The organism is Streptomyces sp. HUAS YS2 (genome assembly GCF_033343995.1).
GTDB classification, from domain to species: Bacteria; Actinomycetota; Actinomycetes; order Streptomycetales; family Streptomycetaceae; genus Streptomyces; species Streptomyces solicathayae.
Window position 1 is genome coordinate 1194805 of sequence record NZ_CP137573.1, and the last position, 18600, is coordinate 1213404.

The following is an 18600-nucleotide window of genomic DNA, read 5'->3' on the forward strand; positions in this document are numbered from 1 at the left end:
AGTGTTCGCAAAGTCCATGGGCCGGGGCCGTCGTCCGGTCCGATCGTTGCCGGGCAGTGTTCCCGGACGTAAGAGGTGGACCTTGACCACGACGACTCACCCCGTGCAGCCCGTGCTGAGCGCGCGCAGACGCTGGACGGTACTGGCCGTCTGCTGCCTGAGCATGTTCCTGGTGGGCCTGGACACCACCATCGTCAATGTGGGTCTGCCGGCCATCGGGCGCGGCCTGGACGTCGACACGCGCGGTCTCGAATGGATCGTGGACGCCTACACCCTCGTCCTGGCCAGTCTCCTGATCTCCTCCGGCGCCCTGGCGGACCGTTTCGGACGCCGTCGGGTGTTCCGGTGCGGGCTCGCCGTGTTCGGCGCCGCCTCGGTGCTCTGCGCGCTCGCCCCCTCGGCGGGCGTACTCGTCGCGGCCCGCGCCCTGCAGGGCGTCGGCGCCTCGATGCTCAGCCCGGTCGCGCTGGCGATCGTGGTGAACGCGATGCCCGACCCGAAGGAACGGGCACAGGCGATCGGCATCTGGGCTTCGGTGTTCGGGCTGAGCATGGCCGCCGGTCCCGTCACGGGCGGCGCGCTGCTCGCGGGGCTCGACTGGCGGGCGCTGTTCTGGATCAACGCGCCGGTCGTGGCGGCCGCTCTGCTGCTGAGTGCGGTGTTCGTGCCGGAGTCCCGTGCACCGCGGGCGCGGCGGCTGGACCTGCCCGGCCAGGTCCTGCTGACCGCGGTCCTCGCGGTCGTGGTCGGCGTCCTGATCGAAGGGCCGCGCATCGGCTGGACGTCGCCCGCGGCGCTGGCGGGCTGTGCGGGGGCCACCGTGGCGACGGCCGGATTCGTGTGGGTCGAGTCCCGTCGGCCCGAGCCGCTGATGGATCTGCGGCTCTTCGGCCGCCCGGTCTTCACCGGGGCGGTCTTGGGCGCCGTGGCGGTCTTCGTCGCCCTGAGCACGACGCTGCTGCTGAACACCCTCTACCTGCAGCACACCCGCGGCTGGACGCCGCTGGCCGCAGGCGTGGCGACCCTGCCCCTGGCCGTCGGAGCGACGGTCTGCGCCCCCTGGTCCGGCCGCATGACCGGCCGCACGGGACCGCGGCTTCCGCTGCTCCTCGCCGGTGGTTTCATCACGGTCGGCGGGCTCTGCATGGTTTCGCTCACCCAGCACACGAGCGTGCTCCTGCTGTTGGCCTCGTACACGCTCATCGGTGTCGGGTTCGGCTTCGCCAACGCCCCGATCACCAACACCGCGGTCGACGGGCTTCCGCCCGCCCGTGCCGGCGTGGCCGGGGCGATCACCTCGACCGCGCGGCAACTCGGCTCCGCCCTCGGCATCGCTGTCGCCGGCGGCCTGGTCGCGACCGCCGGGCCGACGGGACTCGCCCAGGCGTCCCGCCCGGGCTGGATCCTGGTCGCCGGCTGCGGCGTACTGGTCTTCCTCGTCGCCCACATGTCACGACCGAAGGAGGACGCCACCGACCTCGCCGCCGCACAGCCGCGGTGAGCGGGGGGCCGCTCACGCACTCCCACCCCCGTCCGCACTCCCACCCCCGTTCGCGGGCGGTTCGGGGAGCCAGTCGCGGGTCGGGTCGTACTCCAGCCATCTGCTCCGGCCCGCCTGCTCCGCACAGGCGGCGGTGAGGCGGGACAGGCCCGGGTTTTCGTTGCCCGTGCGCCACACCAGTGACCAGGCGTAGAGCGGCGTGGGGTCGACCAGGGGGACGGAGCGGAGCCCGGGGACATCCGGCAGGGGCACGTCGGCGGGCACCAGGGAGAAGCGTCGCGGGTCCGCCGCGACCTCGCCGAGGAAGTGGGCCAGGCCGAGGTTGACGCTCGTCGCCGTGACCCGGACGGCGAACCGCTCGGCGAACCGCCGGAGGAAGTCGAGCCGGTCCAGCGCTCCGGGCGCCCACAGCACGCCGGCGCTCAACTGGTCGGGCCGCAGCACCGGTTCGGCGGCCAGCGGATGGCCGGCGCCGAGGACGGCGTCCACCGGCTCCAGGCGGACGACGCGGTGGGTGAGCCCGGCGTGCAGCGGCGGATGCACCCGGCCGAAGGCCGCGTCGATGTCGCCGTTCAGCAGCGCCGCCGTCACCGACGGCAGATCGCGCCCGTGACCCGGCGCCATCGGCCCGGCCCGCCCGGCGACCCCGGCCAGCGTCCGCATCGGCGCGTAAAGGTGCCCCCATACGTCGACGCGCAGCGGACGGTCCTCCCCCGTCGCCGCCACGACGGCGGCCTCGCCCGCGGTCAGGGCCCGCCGGGCCGGCGGCAGGAAGCGCTGTCCGGCGTCGGTGAGGCGGACGCCGGTGCCGCCGCGCTGGAACAGCCGCGTGCCGAGCAGGAGTTCCAGCCGCGCGATCCTCTTCGACAGCGCCTGCTGGGAGATGGCGAGCGACTCCGCCGCCCGTCCGAAGTGCAGTTCCTCGGCGGCGCGTACGAAGGCACGTACCTGCGCCAGGTCGAGATCCATGGCTCCCACCATAGGTGACAACCGAAAGTTGTCGATCTCGCTCGTCCGTTGTTGGATCAAGAGAACGCCTCGGGGGTTGCATTCTCCGCATGCGAAGACTGATGGAAGTCGCCGACTTCGCCGCAGCGCAGTGGACCCGCGCCACCGGCGCGGGCGTCGACCCCCACGAGTACCGGCGCGTCACCGACGGGCTCGTCTCCGTCGCCGACTGGGGGCCGTCGTTCCTGCGCACCGGGCAGGCACACCTCGACCGCGCGGAGCGGGCCGGATCCGCCGCCTCCGCGGGCGGACATCTGCTGGCAGCGGCGCGGTGGTTCCACCTCGCCACCCTCGCCCCGCACCCACAGTCCGACCGCGCCGCCGCCGAGGCAGACCGGGCCCTGGGCCGGGCGCTCGCGGCGCTGGAACCGGAGGCGCGGCGGGTGAGCGGTGACGGGTTCACCGGCTGGCTGCGCGGGCCTTCCGACGCGCCCGGCACGGTGATCGTCGTCCCCGGACTGGACTCGGCGAAGGAGGAGTTCCTCGATCTGGCGGCCGCGCTCCTGGCGCGGGGCCTGGCCGTGTTCGCGATGGACGGCCCCGGGCAGGGCGTGCTCGCGGCCGGGTCGCACCTCCGGCCCGACTACGAGCGGGTCGTCAGCCGGGTCGTCGACGCCCTCGGCCTCGCCCGCGTCGGGCTCGTCGGCCTCAGCCTGGGCGGCTACTTCGCAGCCCGGGCCGCGGCGCTCGAGCCGCGCGTGGCGGCGGTCGCGACCGTCAGCGGCCCGTTCCGGCTCGCGTGGGAGGAACTCCCACCGCCGGTACGGGACATCATGGCCCGCCGCACCGGAGGAACCGAAGCGGCCCGGGCGTTCGCCGGGCATGTGGACCTGGCCGCACTGGCCCCGCGCATCACCGCCCCGCTGCTGGTCGTGGACGGCGGCGCCGACGTCATCCCCGGCGTGACGAACGGCGAGTCGCTGGCCCGTCCGGCGCCGGCGGGCGTCTACCTGTCCGTCCCGCACGGCGACCATCTGCTCGGCAATGCACGGCCCGACTGGCTGCCCCTGCTCGCCGACCACCTCGCCGGCCATCTCACCCACCCCCTGACAGGAGCAGAGGCATGAACCGCTTCGCCGGCAAGGCCGTCCTCATCACCGGCGGCACCAGTGGCATGGGTCTGGCGACCGCGCACCGTCTGATCGCCGAGGGCGCCCGCGTCGTCGTCACCGGCCGCAGCGCCGCGCGAGTGGACGCCGCCGTCCGGCAGCTCGGCCCCGAGGCGTCGGGCGTCGTCGCCGACGTCGCCGACCTCGGCGCGGTGGACGCGCTGATGGAGACGGTCCGCACCCGTCACGGCCGGCTGGACAGCCTCTTCGCGAACGCGGGCAGCGGCACGTTCCTGCCGTTCGAGGACATCACCGAGGCGGACTTCGACCACGGTGTCGACGTCAACTTCAAGGGGGTGTTCTTCACCGTCCAGAAGGCGCTCCCGCTCCTGGTCGACGGCGGCTCCGTCGTCGTCAACGCGTCCTGGACCCTGCACCGGGGCAACAGTGTCCTGTCGCTGTACTCGGCGTCCAAGGCGGCCGCGCACAACCTCGCCCGGACGCTCGCCGCGTCGCTCGCCCCGCGCGGCATCCGCGTCAACTCCGTCAGCCCGGGGTACATCGACACCCCGATGTACCCGTTCGACGCGCTGGGCCCGGCGGAGGCACGGGAGTTGACCGGCCGGGTCGTCGCGGCCCGCTTCGGGCGGCCCGAGGAGGTCGCGGCGGCGGTGGCGTTCCTCGCCTCGGACGACGCGTCGTACGTCAACGGACAGGACCTCGTCGTCGACGGCGGCCTGATCGGCGCCGTTCCGGCCTGACGAGCGCGCCCGGACCTGGCCTCTTGCCGCCGCACCTGGTGGATAGGCCCTCTATCCTTGGTGCGCGAGGGCAGACCGCTCGGTGGCCCTTCGGCCCCCGGAACGGAGAATCGTCCTTGCGCCTCTCGGAGTTGAGCCGCCACAGCGGTGTGTCGGTGGCGACCGTCAAGTACTACCTGCGCGAGGGGCTCCTGGCCCCCGGCACGCCCGTCACCGCCCGCCAGGCGGAGTACGACGAGCAGCACCTGCGCCGACTGCGACTGATCCGGGCCCTGCTCACGGTCGGCGGGATGACGATCAGTCAGGCGCGCGACGTGCTCGCCGTCGCGGACGACCCCGCCTTCACCCGGCACGAACAGCTCGGCATCGCCCAGTACATGCTCCCGCCGCAGGTCACGCCGCCCACGGAGGAGGATCCCCAGAAACCGGAGTGGGAGGCGACGCACCGCGAACTGCGCGCCCTCCTGACCGAGCTCGACTGGCGGGTGCACGACGAGGCCCCGGCGCTCAACACCCTCACCCGGGCCGTGGTGACGCTCCGCGCGCTGGGCTACGACTTTCCGCTGGACTCGGTCCGGCGGTACGCGGAGGCCGTGCACCCGATGGCGGAGGTGGAGGCCGGCCTGATCGAGGACGAGTACCCGGTCCTGGAGGAGGCGATCGAGGCGATGGTGGCGTACACGATGCTCAACGAGCCGATCCTGCTCGCCCTTCGGAGACTCGCGCACGAGGACGTCACGGCGCGCCGGTACGGCCGGGGGCCCGTGCGGGAGAAGGGCACGGACGACGGAGAACCACTTTCGTCATCTTGACGAAAAGACCGCGACTCTCATATCGTCATGTCGACGACAAGACGACGGACGAGTCACGAGTCACGAGTCTCCAGGGGGACCCCATGGCCGACATCACCCGGCGCGCCGGCTGGCGCCACCTGCGCTCCGCGCCCACCGCCCACATCCGGCACCACAAGCGCGGGCGGCTCGTGCACGACGGGCCCGGGCTGAGCTTCTGGTACCGGTCGCTGTCCGCCGCGCTCTCCGAAGTGCCGGTGAACGACCGGGAGCTGACGATGGCGTTCCACGCCCGTACGGCCGACTTCCAGGACGTCAGCGTGCAGTCGACCGTGACGTACCGGATCAGCGAGCCGGAGGCGGCGGCCACCCGGATCGACTTCTCGATCGACCCGGACACCGGCGCGTGGCGCGGCGCGCCGCTGGAACAGATCTCCACGCTGCTCACCGAGACCGCCCAGCAGCACGCGCTCGACGTGCTCGCCCGGACTCCGCTCGCCGCCGCGCTGGTGGACGGCGTTGCGGCGGTACGGGACCGGATCGCGGCCGGTCTGGCCGACGAGCCGCGGCTGCCGGCCACCGGGATCGAGGTCGTGGCGGTGCGGGTGGTGGCGATCCGCCCGGAGCCCGAGGTGGAGCGGGCGCTGCGGACGCCGGCCAGGGAGCAGATCCAGCAGGAGGCGGACCGGGCGACCTACGAGCGGCGCGCGGTGGCCGTCGAACGGGAACGGACCATCGCCGAGAACGAGTTGGCGAGCAAGATCGAGCTGGCCCGGCAGGAGGAGCGGCTGGTCGACCAGCGGGGCACGAACGCCCGCCGGGAGGCCGAGGAGAGCGCGGCGGCGGACGCGGTACGGGCCGAGGCGGAGGCGACGCGGAAGGTGCGGCTGGCCCGGGCCGAGGCCGAGGCGGCGCGCGAGGTCGGCGAGGCGCGGGCGCAGGCGCAGGCGGCCTGGCTGCGGGTGCACGGCGAGGTGGAGGCGGCGACGCTGCACGCGCTGGCGGCGACGCGGGCGGCCGAGAACCTGCCGCGGATCAACAGCGTGACGCTGTCGCCGGACGTGCTGACCGGGCTGCTGTCGAAGCTCGGCGGCGGAACGAGCAGCGGTACGGACGACGCCGACGGAGGCCGGGCGTGAGCCTCGCACCCCGGGCGGTGATCGTCCACCGGACCACCGAGTACGAGGAGTTGCTCGCCCGGCACGGCACGCACGGCCAGGCGGCGTTCTTCCTGTCCAGCCGGGGCCGCGGCATCGACGAGGTGCGGGAGCGGCACGAGCGGACCCGGCGGGCGCTCGCGGAGGTGACGGCGGCCGTGCCGTTGCAGTGGCGGCAGAGCCGGGTCGAGCGGGCGGATCTGGACAGGTTCCTGTTCGGCCCGGAGGACGTGGTGGTCGTGGTCGGCCAGGACGGGCTGGTGGCCAACGCCACCAAGTACCTGGCCGGCCAGCCCGTGATCGGGATCGACACGGATCCGGGGCGGAACCCGGGCGTGCTCGTACGGCACCGGGCGCGGGACGCGACGCGGCTGCTGCCGGCGGCGACGGCGGGGCGGGCCGCGGTGGACGAGCTGACGATGGTCGAGGCGGTGACGGACGACGCGCAGCGGCTGGTCGCGCTCAACGAGATCTACCTGGGGCCGCCGGGACACCAGACCGCCCGCTACCGACTGGGGCCGGACGACGGGCGGACGGCGCCGGAGGCGCAGGCGTCGTCCGGGGTGCTGGTGGGGACGGGGACCGGGGCGACGGGCTGGCTGCGGTCGCTGTGGCAGCAGAGCGCCAGCACGCTCACCCTTCCGGGGCCGGTGGACCCGCGGCTGGTCTGGTTCGTGCGCGAGGCCTGGCCGTCGCCGGCGACCGGGACGTCGCGGGTGGCGGGGCTGCTGGGCAGGGCCGACGGGCTGCGGCTGACGGTGGAGTCGGACCGGCTGGTGGCGTTCGGCGACGGGATGGAGGCGGACGCGCTGGAACTGACGTGGGGTCAGTCGGTGCGGGTGGGGGTGGCCGGAACCGCTCTGCGGCTGCTCGACTGAAGGTCGCGATTCGCTAGGATCCGGGACACATCCGACCGTACCGGCGCGGCTCGCGCGCCGCGTTCCCTCGCGCCCGGAGGTTCTCGATGACGCCGTCGTCCCCCGCACTGGAGGTCACCCGCGCGAGCCTGGCGGACTGGGGGATCGTACGGGAGTGGGCGGCGGCCGAGGGGTGGAACCCGGGCCTGGAGGACGCGCCGTCGTTCTTCGCGCAGGACCCGTGGGGGTTCTTCCTGGGGCGGCTCGACGGGGAGCCGGTCTCCGCGATCTCGGTGGTCAACTACAGCGACGCGTACGCGTTCCTGGGCTTCTACCTGGTCCGTCCCGACATGCGGGGGCGCGGCCACGGACTGACCACCTGGCAGGCCGCGCTCGCGCACGCGGGGGACCGTACGGTCGGCCTGGACGGGGTGCCGGACCAGCAGGACAACTACCGCCGCTCCGGGTTCGCCCCGGCGCACCGCACGGCCCGCTGGATCGGCGCGGTGCCAGCGCCGCAGGCGCCCGCCCCGGACGTCGTCCCCGCGGCCGCGCTCGGCCCCGCGGCGCTGCGTGCCTACGACAGCGCGTGCTACCCCGCCGAGCGGCCGCGTTTCCTGGACCACTGGCTCGGCAACCCCGGCCACCGGGCCCTGGCCCGCGTCGTGGACGGCCGTCCCACGGGGTACGGCGTGGTCCGCCCGGCCCAGGAAGAGGCCCGCATCGGGCCGCTGTTCGCGGACACCCCGGAGGACGCCGCCGTGCTGCTCGACGCCCTCGCCGCCGAGGCCGCCGCGATGGGCGCCCCGCGTGTCGCGATCGACGTCCCGGAGTCCAACGGGCCCGCGACCGCCCTGGCCGCCTCCCGCGGGCTCAGCCCGAGCTTCGAGACCGCCCGGATGTACACGGGCCCCGTACGTCCCTTCGCCCACGCCCGCGTCTACGGCATCACCACCCTCGAACTGGGCTGACCACCCCGCCCCCGCTCCCGAGGCGTTTCCCCCGCCCCTCCCCCACCCCCCTCGGGGGGTGACAAGGGTTTTCCCCGTATCGGGTTCATCTCCGCTTTCCCTACTGTCTGCCGCACCGGCAGATCCCCTCCTCCAGCCTGTGCCTGTCAGGTGCATGTAGAGGTCGAAGGTGGGGCTCCGCCGGGGGCGGCCTTGACCCGGGCCGTCGCGCCGGCGGCGGCGCGTGGGCCCCCCAAGCCCAGGGAACCGTGGACCGCGAACCCCACACCCGCACCTCGGTTCCCGCGCCGCCCGCCAACGCTCCGCAAACGTCGTAGCTGAAAGGGCACCACCTTGAACGGTTCCAGGCGGAGACTCATATCCGTCGTGGTCGCGAGCGCCGCGGTACTCGGCGCCGCCGCCACTTCCACCGTGGCCCTCGCCGCCCCCGCGGCCCCGTCCCCGAAGCCCGCCCCGGCCTCCCAGGCCATGACCGCGCTTCCGTCGGCGCCGGTCGAGAAGGTCATCGTGACCTACAAGGCCAAGACGGCCGAGGCCGGCTCGAACGCCGCCGCGAAGAGCGACGCGGCGGCCAAGGGCGCCGCCACCGGTGAGGCGCTCGCCTTCGAGCGCCGACTCGCCGGCGGCGGCGCTCTTGTGGACCTGGGCGACAGCGCCACCAAGCAGGACGTGACCGAGGTCATGGCCGCCTTCCGCGCCGACCCGTCCGTCGCTTCCGTGGAACCGGACATCCGCGCCTACGCGATGGCCGTCACCCCGAACGACACCGACTACGCCAAGCAGTGGGACCTGTTCGAGCCCACCGGCGGCATGAACGTTCCGGCGGCCTGGGACAAGACCACCGGCTCCGGCGTCACCGTCGCCGTCATCGACACCGGCTACGCCGCCCACTCGGACCTCGCGTCCAACGTGATCTCCGGCTACGACTTCATCTCCTCCTCCGCCGACGCCCGCGACGGCAACGGCCGCGACGCGGACTCCAAGGACGAGGGCGACTGGAACGCCACCGCCGGCGAGTGCGGCACCGGCTCCCCGGCGTCCAACTCCTCCTGGCACGGCACCCACGTGGCCGGCACGATCGCCGCGGTCACCCACAACACCAAGGGCATCGCCGGCATCGCGTACAACGCGAAGATCCAGCCGGTGCGCGTCCTCGGCAAGTGCGGCGGCTCCTCCTCGGACATCGCCGACGCCATCACCTGGGCGTCCGGCGGCACCGTCCCGGGCGTCCCCGCGAACCCGACGCCGGCCAAGGTCATCAACATGAGCCTCGGCGGCGCCAGCTCCACCTGCCCGAGCGTCTACCAGAACGCGATCAACGGCGCCGTCAGCCGCGGCACCACCGTCGTCGTGGCGGCCGGCAACAGCAACGCCAACGCCTCCGGCTTCACCCCGGCCAACTGCGCGAACGTCATCACCGTGGCGTCCACCAGCCGTGAGGGCAACCGTTCGTACTACTCGAACTACGGCACCATCGTCGACGTGGCGGCCCCCGGCGGCGAGACCCGTCGCGCCACCGACACGCCCGGCACGGTGACCACCCCCGAGAACGGCATCTACTCCACGCTGAACTCGGGCACGACCACCCAGTCGACCGAGAACTACAAGCCCTACCAGGGCACTTCGATGGCCGCGCCGCACATCGCCGGCCTCGCCGCGCTGCTCGAGTCGGCCAAGAGCTCGCTCACCCCGGCCGAGATCGAGTCCGCGATCAAGACCAACGCCCGTCCGCTGCCCGGCACCTGCTCGGGCGGCTGCGGCACCGGCATCGCCGACACCGCGAAGACCGTGGACGCCGTGACCGGCACCACCACCCCGCCGACCGGCAACGTCTTCACCAACGCGATGAACGTGACGATCTCGGACAACACCACCGTGTCGTCCTCGATCGCCGTCACCGGCCTGACCGGCAACGCGCCGGCCACCCTCAAGGTGGCCGTCGACATCAAGCACACCTGGCGCGGCGACCTGGTGATCGACCTGATCGCGCCCGACGGCACCGTCCGGAACCTGAAGACCTCGTCCGGTTCCGACAGCGCCGACAACGTGCTCGCGACCTACACGGTCGACGCCTCCACCGAGGTGGCCAACGGCACGTGGAAGCTTCAGGTACGCGATGTGGCCTCGGGTGACACCGGCTACATCGACTCCTGGAGTCTCACCTTCTGATCACCACCTGAACCACCCCCCACAACCGCAACACCGCTGGTCAGGGGCGCGTCGATGGTCTACACCACTGGCGCGCCCCGCAGTTGGTTGCGGGGCCCGCTGTCCGTCATTCGGACAGCGGGCCTTTACTGTGCCCGTGACCTCCGTATTCTCTGCCCACGGGCAGGGGGCCCGGGTGCGCCGGAGGGTGGTGGTGGGTACGTGAGAGAAGCGTCCTACCGTGCTGCGCCGGTGGGCCGGGAGGAACTCCTCGCCCGACTGGAGCACGTGCTGCACGCCCGCGGCCGCGCGCTGCTCACCGGCCCCGCCGGCGTCGGCAAGACCGAGGTCGCGCTGGCCGCCGCGGCCCGCGCCGAATCCCGCGGCGAGACCGTGATCTGGCTCGCCACCCTGCCGTCCGACCGGGACATACCCGGCGCTTCGGCCGCCGCGCTGATCGCCTCCGTCGCCCGCCCCGACGTACTGGACCGGCTCCCCGGCCCGCAGCGCGACGCGGTCGCCGTGCTGTGCCGGCAGGCCCCGGCCCCGGAGGACGGCAGGGACCTCATCGCCCTGCGACTCGGCCTCGCGCAGATCCTGCGCGAGCCCGCCCTGGCCGGGCCGGTGCTGCTGGTCCTGGACGGCGTCGAGCGGATCGACCCGGACAGCGCCGACCTGCTCCGGTTCGCCCTCCATCTCGCCCCGCCCGCGCTGCGCGTCGTCGCCGTCGAGACCCCCGCCTGCCACGCCCCGCAGGCACCGCAGCTGTGGGTGCCGTCCGAGGCCGACGTCCTGCTCGTGCCGCCGCTGCACGCCGACGAGATCGCCGAACTCCTGATCCACCACCGGCTGCCGTCCCGGATGGCCGGCCGGATCCACAAGGCCAGCGGCGGCAATCCGCGGCTCGCGCTCGCCGTCGGGCGCTCGCTCGCCGACGCCCGCACCCCCGTCCACCACGCCGAGGCGCTCACCCTGTCCGGCCGGGCCCGCGACCTCGCCCGTCAACTGCTCGGCGCGGCTCCCGCTCAGGTCCGCGAGACGCTGCTGCTCGCCGCGCTGGCGCTGCGGCCGTCCGCAGCGCTGATCCGGCGGGCCGGCCGACCGACCGCGGAGGCGGACCTGATCGCCGCCGAACGCGCCGACCTGGTCGCCCTCGGCGGTGACGGCACGGTCGCCTTCACCGCGGGCGTGCTGCCCGCCACGCTCGTGCACGACGCCTGCTGGGCCGAGCGCAGCGCCGGGCACGCCGCGCTCGCCGGGGTGGTCGACGACCCGGTGGAGGCGGTACGCCACCGGGCCCTGGCCACCGACGTCCCCGACGCGGCGCTGGCCGCCGCGATCGGGGTCGCCGCGGAAACGGCCCGGCGGCGCGGGAACAGCACGCTCGCCGCCGAACTGGCACTGCTCGCCGCCGAGTCCACGCCGGTCGAGCACGGGCCGCGGCGGATCGCCCGGCTGGTCGACGCCGCCGAGGAGGCCGCCCGCGCGGCCCGCGCGGACCTGGCGATCCGCGCCGCGACCGACCTGCTGGCCCGGGACGCCTCGCCACCGGACCGGGTCCGGGCCCGGCTCGCGGTGCTCGACACGGCCGGGCAGGGACTGACCGGGCTCGACGAGCTGTACGTGCACGCCATGGAGGACTCCGAGGGCGACCCGGCGCTGCGGTCGGCCGTGCTGCTGCGGCTGGCCGTCAAGTACGTGCTCGCGGACGGCGATCCGGTGCGGTCCCGGGCCGCGGCGGTCGAGTCCGCGGCGCTGGCCGCGTCGATGGGCGACCCGCGGACGGCCGCGCGCGCCCTGACCGTGCAGGCGCGGATGGACCGGGTGCTCGGGTCGCCGGACGCGGAGACCGTCCTCGCGCAGGCGCGGGCCCTCGAGATGTCCGAGCGGCCGCTCGGCATCCGCAACGCCGCCCAGATCCTGACGATCCGTCACGCCTTGTTCGACGCACGGCTGTCGGACGCCAGGGACGCGCTCAACGCGCTGCTCCCGCTGGTGCAGCAGCGCGGCCCGGTCGAGGACTCCATCGAGCTGTTCAGCACGCTCGCCGAGATCGAGTCCCGGCGCGGGATGTGCGCGGCGGCGCTCGCGCACGCCGGCCAGGCCCTCGCCCTGACCCTGGAGGCGGGCCTCTCACCGGGCCCCGCCTGGTACGGCCTCGCGCTCGCCGAGACGGCGGGCGGCAGCTTCATCCGGGCGGCGAGCTACGCCCGGCGCAGCGTGCAGGCCTCGGAGGAGGAGGGCGATCACGTCTTCCTCTCGCGCAGTCTGTACGCCCTGGGCCGGGTGCAGTTGGTGAACGGCGACGTGGCCTCGGCCCTGGAGACGCTGAGCCGGGTGCGCACCGAGGAGCGGGCGCAGGCGACGGTCGACCCGTCGATGCTGCGCTGGCACGAGGAACTGGCGGAGGCGCTGGTCGCGGCGGACCGGCCGGACGCGGCCGGGTGCCTGCTGGCGGAGGTGCGCCCGGTGGCCGAGCGGCTGGGCCGTACGGCGGTGCTGCTGGGCCTGGACCGGGCGGAGGCGCTGCGGCTCGCGGCGGTGGGCGGCGCGGACGAGGCGGCGGAGCTGCTCGCCTCGACCGCGGAGCGGTTCGGCGCGGCCGGGCTGCCGCTGGAGCGGGGCCGTGCGCTGGTCGCGCTCGCGCGGGTGGAGCGGCGCAGGCGGCGCCGGTCGGCGGCGCAGAGCGCGCTGCAGACGGCGGCCGGGGTGTTCGAGCGGGCGGGGGCGACGCCGTGGCTGGCGCTGGCCGCGGAGACCCCGTCGGCCCGTACGCCCGCGGAACCGGCCCCGGCCGGCGAGGTGGCCCTCGCCGCGCTCACCGAGGCGGAGCAGCGCCTCGCGCTGCTGGTCGGCCAGGGGGCGAGCAACCAGGAGGCGGCGGCGAAGCTGTTCCTGAGCGTGAAGACGGTGGAGGCCCGGCTGACCCGCATCTACCAGAAGCTGGACGTCCGCTCCCGCGCCCAACTCGCCACGGCCCTCGGCGCGGCACGGGGCCACGCGGCACCCTGAGCGGCGGGGCCGGAGGCGCGCTCGCGCGACCACCTCGCCACGGCCCTCGGCACGACGCGGGGCCGCGCGGCTCCCCCAGCTGCGCGGCCGACAGCGCCGGGCGGCTGATCGAGTGGCCTGGGGGCGGGTGCCGAGCGCCGGGCGCGATACGCGGTAACACCCTCGTATGAACAGTTCCGACCGGCCGCCGTCCGGACCTACGGGACGCACGGGCTACGACGAGGCCTTCCTCGGCCCGGCCGTCCCGCTGCCGCTCCCCGTACGGCCCGGCATCGAGACCGTGATCCTGCCGTACACCCACTTCACCGTGGCGCTGCGCCCGGACCGGCGTCTCGCCGCCTCGGCCGCCGTCTGCGTGGACGGCCGCGGACTCGTCGAGGAGGTGTCCGGGGACGACACCTGGGCGTTCGACCCGCGGGTGCCCGAGGAGCTCCAGGCCGGCGACGCGCTCTACCGGAACAACAGCCTGGAGCGCGGGCACCTGGTGCGCCGGCTCGATCCGGTCTGGGGCGCCGAGGCGGACGCGCGACGAGCCCACGCCGACACGTTCCACTTCACCAACGCCGCGCCGCAGTCCGACCTGTTCAACCAGGGCAAGAGGGTCTGGGAGGGCCTGGAGAACCACCTCCTCGACCACGCGGCCGGGTTCGACCACCGGATCGTCGTGCTCACCGGCCCGGTGCTCCAGGACTCCGACCCGCCCTACCGCGGCGTCCAGGTCCCGCTGCGGTTCTGGAAGGTCGCCGCGTTCATGCAGGACGGCGCGCTGGCCGCGACCGGGTACGTCCTCGACCAGAGCCCCGACCTGAGCCGCGACGCCGACCGCGCCCTGATCGGCGCGAAGGCGGGCGCACCGCCGCCGCTGGGCCCGTTCCGGACGTACCAGGTGCCCGTCTCGGACGTCGCCGAGATCACCGAGCTGGAGTTCGGGCCGCTCCCGGATGTGGACCTGATGCCGTTCCCCCGCGCCCCGGAGGACCGCTGGCGACGCCTCGAGTCGTACGACGACATCGTCATGGAGCCCTGAACCGGAACGCACGCAGAGCACAGAAACCCGGCACGCCACCTCCACGTGGAAGGTCCTCATCGACCCGAGCTTCAACCAGCCGGCGGGCACGTACACCTTCGGCTCGATGCTCGACCCGCACTTCTGACCTCAGTCGCGGCGGGTCGCCACGGCGTGCGCGAGGGTCGTGGCGAGGGCGAGCAGGACCGCCGCGGAGGCCAGCAGCGCGGCGGTGCCGGGGATCAGCGCGGCCGAGTCGGACGAGGTGGCCATCAGGCGCAACAGCCGGTTGACCGGAGGCAGTCCGGGCACGAACAGCGCCGTCATGACCAGCGCGAGGGCGGCCACCAGGGCGTACCCCTGCCGGCGGAACACCGGGCGCGCGCAGAGCACGCCGATCGCGCAGCCGGTCAGGGCCCCGGTCAGCTGGGCGACGGCGCCGAGCGCGAGGTCGGCGGGTCCGGGGTCGTACGAGCCGACCCAGAGCGGGAAGAGCAGGCCGAGGACGCTCAGCAGCAGGCAGCTCAGCAGGACGGTCGCGACCTGCCCGAGCAGCATTCGCAGCGGATGGCCCGTGCTGACGGCGAGGACGGCCCGCTGGGGCGGCGCGTCCAGGCTGAAGAGCGCGACGGTCAGCCAGGTGGAGGCGACGAAGAGCGCGCCGGCGGAGGAGGCGTACGCGGGCGGCAGCGGTCCGCTGCCGCTGACGGTCAGTACCGCCATGAGGCCGGTGAACAGGAGCAGCGGGGCGAGGTAGCGCTGGCTGTGCAGGGCGAGCGCGAAGGTGTAGCGGACGAGCGCGGTCACGCGCGACCTCCGGTCTTCGGCGTCGGTGTCCCCGCCGGGGGCGCCGGGTCTCGGCTCAGGGCTGCGACGGACCAGCCGTGGTCGAGTGCGGTGCGCAACAGCGCGTCGGCGTGCGGGCGTTCGACCCGGACGCGGGTCCCGGCGGCGTCGCCGGACGCGGCGCGGACGCCGGGCAGCGCGGCCCAGTCCACCGGCTCCGGGACGCGGCCGTCGTCCGGGTGCGCGAACACCGCCTCGGCCACCGGGGCGCGCGGCGCCGGCGGCTCGGCGGGCCGGACGCGGCCGCCCTCGACCGCGTAGGCGACGGAGGCGTGCGCCCGGGTCACGGCCTCGCGGTGGTCGGTGAAGGCCACCGCGCCGCCCGCCTCGGCGACCTCGGCCATGATCTCGGCGAGGACGCCGTGCGCGGACGTGTCGAGCCCCGACCAGGGCTCGTCGAGCACCAGCAGCCCCGGCGGCACGAGCAGAGCCTGGGCGAGCGCGACCTTCTGCGCGTTGCCCTTGGACAGGGTGCGCAGCTGCGCGTCCGCGCCGCCGACGAGGGCGAGCCGGTCCAGGAGCCGGCGGGCGCGGGCGTCCGCCGCTCCGGTGCCGAGCCCCCGGACGCGACCCATGTGCGTGAGGTAGGAGCGGGCGGAGAGGCGCCCCTCGGGCGCGAAGCGGTCGGGGACGTAGCCGACGACGGGCGGGCGGCCGGTGACCGCTCCGCCGGTCGGGCGGCTCACTCCGGCGAGGATCCGCAACAGGGTCGACTTCCCCGATCCGTTACCGCCGGTGAAGGCCACCGTCGCGCCGGGCGGGACCTCCGCGTGGACCTCGCGGAGCACCCAGCCGCCGCGCCCGTACCGCTTGCTCACCGCTTCGAGCCGCACGTCCCGCCCCGCCCCGTCCGCGTCTTCCGTGGACGGCCAGCGTACGCGGAGCCGGTCAGGCGAGGTCGGCCCAGCGGGCGGCTAGCAGGAGGGCGATGTCGTCGGGACGGTCGGTGGCCAGCCGGGCCTCGCGGATCAGGTCGTCGGCGGTCTCGGTGAGCGGGGCGAGGCCGTGCTCGGCGAGGGAGGCGCGCAGCCGCTCGATGCCGTCGTCGATGTCCGCCCCGGGGCGCTCGACCAGCCCGTCGGTAAACAGGGCGAGCACGGCCCCCGGTTCCAGCCGCAGGGAGGTGACGGGGTACGTGGCGTCGTCGGCGATGCCGAGGACGACCCCGCCGTCGAGGTACAGCACCTCGGTGGCGCCGTCCGGGTGGCGCAGCAGCGGCGGCGGGTGCCCGGCCCGTACGGCGAGGGTGGCTCCGGTCTCCGGGTCGAGGGTGACGTAGCAGAGGCTGGCGAACTGCCCGGGGTCCAGGTCGATGAGGAGCCGGTTGGTTCCCCGAACGACGTCCTGCGGGGAATGCCCGCCCAGCGCGAAAGCCCGTACCGCGCTGCGGAGTTGCCCCATGGTCGCGGCGGCGGCCACGCCGTGCCCCTGGACGTCGCCGATGACCAGGGCGAGCCGCCCGCTGTCGGTCTCGATGACGTCGTACCAGTCGCCGCCGACGTCCATGCCCTGGGTTCCCGCGAGATAGCGGCCCACCGTGTCGACCTTGTCGCGGACGGGCAGCCGGTTCGGCAGCAGGGCGTCCTGCAGGCCGCGGGCGAGCGCGGCCTCGGTGTCGTAGCGCCGGGCGCGTTCCAGGGCCTGGGCGATGAGCCCGGCGAGCGCGGTGAGGACGGTGCGCTCCTCGGGGCTGAAGCCGCGGGGCTTGTCGAAGCCGAGGATGCACGAGCCGACCGGCCGGCCGGAGGCGATCAGCGGCAGGAACGCCCGGGCGCCGCTGTGCGAGTCGAGCGGGATGTCGGGGTAGGCCAGGGCCAGTTGCTGCATCGACTCGAAGAACATCGGGCGGCCGGAGGTGAGGGTCTCGACGCCGGGCAGCCCGACGTCGAGCCCGACTCCGTCGAAGCGCTCCAGGAAGCCCTGGGGGAAGCCGGTCTCCCAGGCCAGGTAGAGATGGCGTTCGCTCAGCAGGTAGATCGCGAGCTGACGGCCGCCGAACGCGGGCAGCAGCTCCTCGGTGACGACGGCGGACACCTGACGTGCCGTCACGGCCTCGGTGAGGGCGATCGCGAGGGCCACCGGCCGGTACAGCGAGGTCGCCCGGTCCGCCGGCGAGCCGATCCCCGGCGCGGGACTGGTGACCGATCCGGGCCGGTGGTCCGGCTCCTCGCCCTCGACGAGCACGATCGTGACGCCCTCGCGGCCCGGATAGAGCGAGACCGACAGCCACTCGTCCGCGACGGGCCCGGCGAGGAAGTGCACGGGTTCGTCGGAGATCAGCGCGGCCCGCAGGCTCTCCTCGTGCGCGGGGTTCCCGAACCAGGGCAGGGCGTCCCGCAGGAGCTGCCCGACCATCCCGTCGCGGGACTTCCTGACCAGCTCCTCGGTCTTCCGGTTGACGTACGTGATCCGGCCCAGCCGGTCGACGGCGACGACGGCCCGGGGGACCCGCTCGGTCGCGTCGGAGCCGACCGGGACGGCGCCCAGGTCGACCAGGAAGCCGGACATACGGGTGCCGGCGCCGCCCGGTGGATCGGCGTGCGCGGACACCTCCAGGAGGTGCGAGCGGCCGTCCGGGCCGAGCAGCCGCATCCGGCGCGCGGCGGTGGCACCGGACTCGGCCGCCTGGCGGGCCAGCGCCCACAGCCCGTACGCGTCCTCCGGGGCGAGACGCTCGGCCAGGGCCTCGACGGTGCCGGCGAAGGCCCCGGGGCTGATGCCGAGGATCGCGCAGAGGCCGTCGTCAGCGGCGACGGCCCCGGTGGTCAGGTCCCAGTCGAAGGAGCCGATCCGGACCGGCGGGACGATCACGGACGGCAGCTGGACGCAGACGGGTTCGTCGTCCCAGACGGCGGGCCTGCCGTCGGCGGCGAGTTCGGCGAGCGCCTCGCCGAGGCGCCGCCCGGCCTCCGCCATCCGGTGCCGGTCGTCCTCACCGACGGGGACGCCGGGGGTGGCGGGGCGCAGCACCACGAGCACGCCGACCCGCTCGCGTTCGTGCACCACGGGCGCGTACAGGGAGCCGAAGGGGAACGGCAGGCTGGCCGCGAGCTGCGGGAACTGCCGCATGGCCTCCTCGGCGTCGGCCAGGTGGACGGGCTGTCCGGAGCGGTACACCTCGGCGATGGGGAACGGCCGGTTCACGTGCATCCGCCACCACGGCCGGAACAGCTGGCCGGGCAGCCCGGCGAGCAGCGCGAGGCGCAGCAGACCGGGCGTGCTGGAGCGCAGGTACACGGCGCCCGCGGACCCGCCGACGGACTCGACGGCCTGCACCGTCGCTCCTGCGAGCGCCATGGGCAGCCCGTGCGGGACGAGCCCGTCGGCGTGCGCGCCCCCTGGGACCGCCCCGGGTCGGTCCGACGGGCTCTCGGCCGAGGGGGCGGGCCCGGCCGCGCCGGACCAGGTCACACAGTCAGGATGCTCCAGGGCGGTGGGGCGGCGCATCTCGGCGAGTGGGCGCCGGGCGTGTGCGGGGCGCGCCTCGGGCCGT

Annotated in this window: 14 protein-coding genes; 10 read left to right on the forward strand and 4 right to left on the reverse strand. The window is 74.7% G+C overall.

The window, feature by feature from the left end; genetic code table 11:
* The first annotated feature begins 82 nt into the window (after positions 1–82).
* The gene (locus R2D22_RS05565; protein WP_318101633.1) at positions 83–1501 is read left to right on the forward strand and encodes an MFS transporter; all 1419 of its coding nucleotides are present in this window, start codon (positions 83–85) and stop codon (positions 1499–1501) included.
* 12 nt (positions 1502–1513) lie between these two features.
* Here R2D22_RS05565 and R2D22_RS05570 read toward each other — a convergent pair whose 3' ends face one another.
* Positions 1514–2470, reverse strand: a complete 957-nt coding sequence (locus tag R2D22_RS05570; protein ID WP_318101634.1) for a LysR family transcriptional regulator — start codon at positions 2468–2470, stop codon at positions 1514–1516.
* Positions 2471–2559: 89 nt separating this feature from the next.
* Here R2D22_RS05570 and R2D22_RS05575 point away from each other — a divergent pair, with 89 nt between their 5' ends.
* The 9 genes from R2D22_RS05575 (at position 2560) to R2D22_RS05615 (ending at position 14282) form a co-directional block, all read left to right on the forward strand.
* A complete protein-coding gene (locus R2D22_RS05575; RefSeq protein WP_318101635.1) occupies positions 2560–3576 on the forward strand; it encodes an alpha/beta hydrolase family protein in 1017 nt (338 codons plus the stop codon).
* On the forward strand, positions 3573–4319 hold the full coding sequence (locus R2D22_RS05580) for an SDR family oxidoreductase (protein ID WP_318101637.1): 747 nt from the start codon (positions 3573–3575) through the stop codon (positions 4317–4319). Before R2D22_RS05575 ends, R2D22_RS05580 begins: the two co-directional genes overlap by 4 nt.
* A 38-nt stretch (positions 4320–4357) precedes the next feature.
* Complete coding sequence (locus tag R2D22_RS05585) at positions 4358–5131, forward strand: MerR family transcriptional regulator (RefSeq protein WP_318101638.1); 774 nt, start codon at positions 4358–4360, stop codon at positions 5129–5131.
* Between the two features lie 83 nt (positions 5132–5214).
* Positions 5215–6249 (forward strand): SPFH domain-containing protein, encoded by a 1035-nt coding sequence (locus R2D22_RS05590; RefSeq protein WP_318101640.1) that lies wholly within the window; start codon positions 5215–5217, stop codon positions 6247–6249.
* Positions 6246–7145: a diacylglycerol kinase catalytic domain-containing protein gene (locus tag R2D22_RS05595; protein ID WP_318101641.1), complete on the forward strand. Its 900-nt coding sequence runs from the start codon at positions 6246–6248 to the stop codon at positions 7143–7145. The genes R2D22_RS05590 and R2D22_RS05595 overlap by 4 nt, the downstream gene beginning before the upstream one ends.
* Positions 7146–7231: 86 nt before the next feature.
* The gene (locus tag R2D22_RS05600) at positions 7232–8095 is read left to right on the forward strand and encodes a GNAT family N-acetyltransferase (protein WP_318101642.1); all 864 of its coding nucleotides are present in this window, start codon (positions 7232–7234) and stop codon (positions 8093–8095) included.
* A 468-nt stretch (positions 8096–8563) separates the two neighbouring features.
* Positions 8564–10264, forward strand: coding sequence for a S8 family peptidase (locus tag R2D22_RS05605; protein ID WP_318109581.1), 1701 nt, complete (start codon positions 8564–8566; stop codon positions 10262–10264).
* A 201-nt stretch (positions 10265–10465) separates the two neighbouring features.
* Positions 10466–13255: a helix-turn-helix transcriptional regulator gene (locus R2D22_RS05610; protein ID WP_318101644.1), complete on the forward strand. Its 2790-nt coding sequence runs from the start codon at positions 10466–10468 to the stop codon at positions 13253–13255.
* 166 nt (positions 13256–13421) lie between these two features.
* Positions 13422–14282: a DNA/RNA non-specific endonuclease gene (locus tag R2D22_RS05615; protein ID WP_318101645.1), complete on the forward strand. Its 861-nt coding sequence runs from the start codon at positions 13422–13424 to the stop codon at positions 14280–14282.
* Positions 14283–14411: 129 nt separating this feature from the next.
* Here the strand turns inward: R2D22_RS05615 and R2D22_RS05620 are convergent, their stop codons facing one another.
* The 3 genes from R2D22_RS05620 to R2D22_RS05630 are packed head-to-tail and all read right to left on the reverse strand — an operon-like array spanning position 14412 to position 18554.
* Positions 14412–15068 carry a hypothetical protein gene (locus tag R2D22_RS05620; protein WP_318101646.1) on the reverse strand — a complete coding sequence of 219 codons (657 nt, stop codon included), beginning with the start codon at positions 15066–15068 and terminating at the stop codon, positions 14412–14414.
* Positions 15065–15940 carry an ATP-binding cassette domain-containing protein gene (locus R2D22_RS05625; protein WP_318101647.1) on the reverse strand — a complete coding sequence of 292 codons (876 nt, stop codon included), beginning with the start codon at positions 15938–15940 and terminating at the stop codon, positions 15065–15067. The genes R2D22_RS05620 and R2D22_RS05625 overlap by 4 nt, the downstream gene beginning before the upstream one ends.
* A gap of 55 nt (positions 15941–15995) precedes the next feature.
* Positions 15996–18554: a SpoIIE family protein phosphatase gene (locus tag R2D22_RS05630; RefSeq protein WP_411976978.1), complete on the reverse strand. Its 2559-nt coding sequence runs from the start codon at positions 18552–18554 to the stop codon at positions 15996–15998.
* Positions 18555–18600 lie beyond the last annotated feature (46 nt).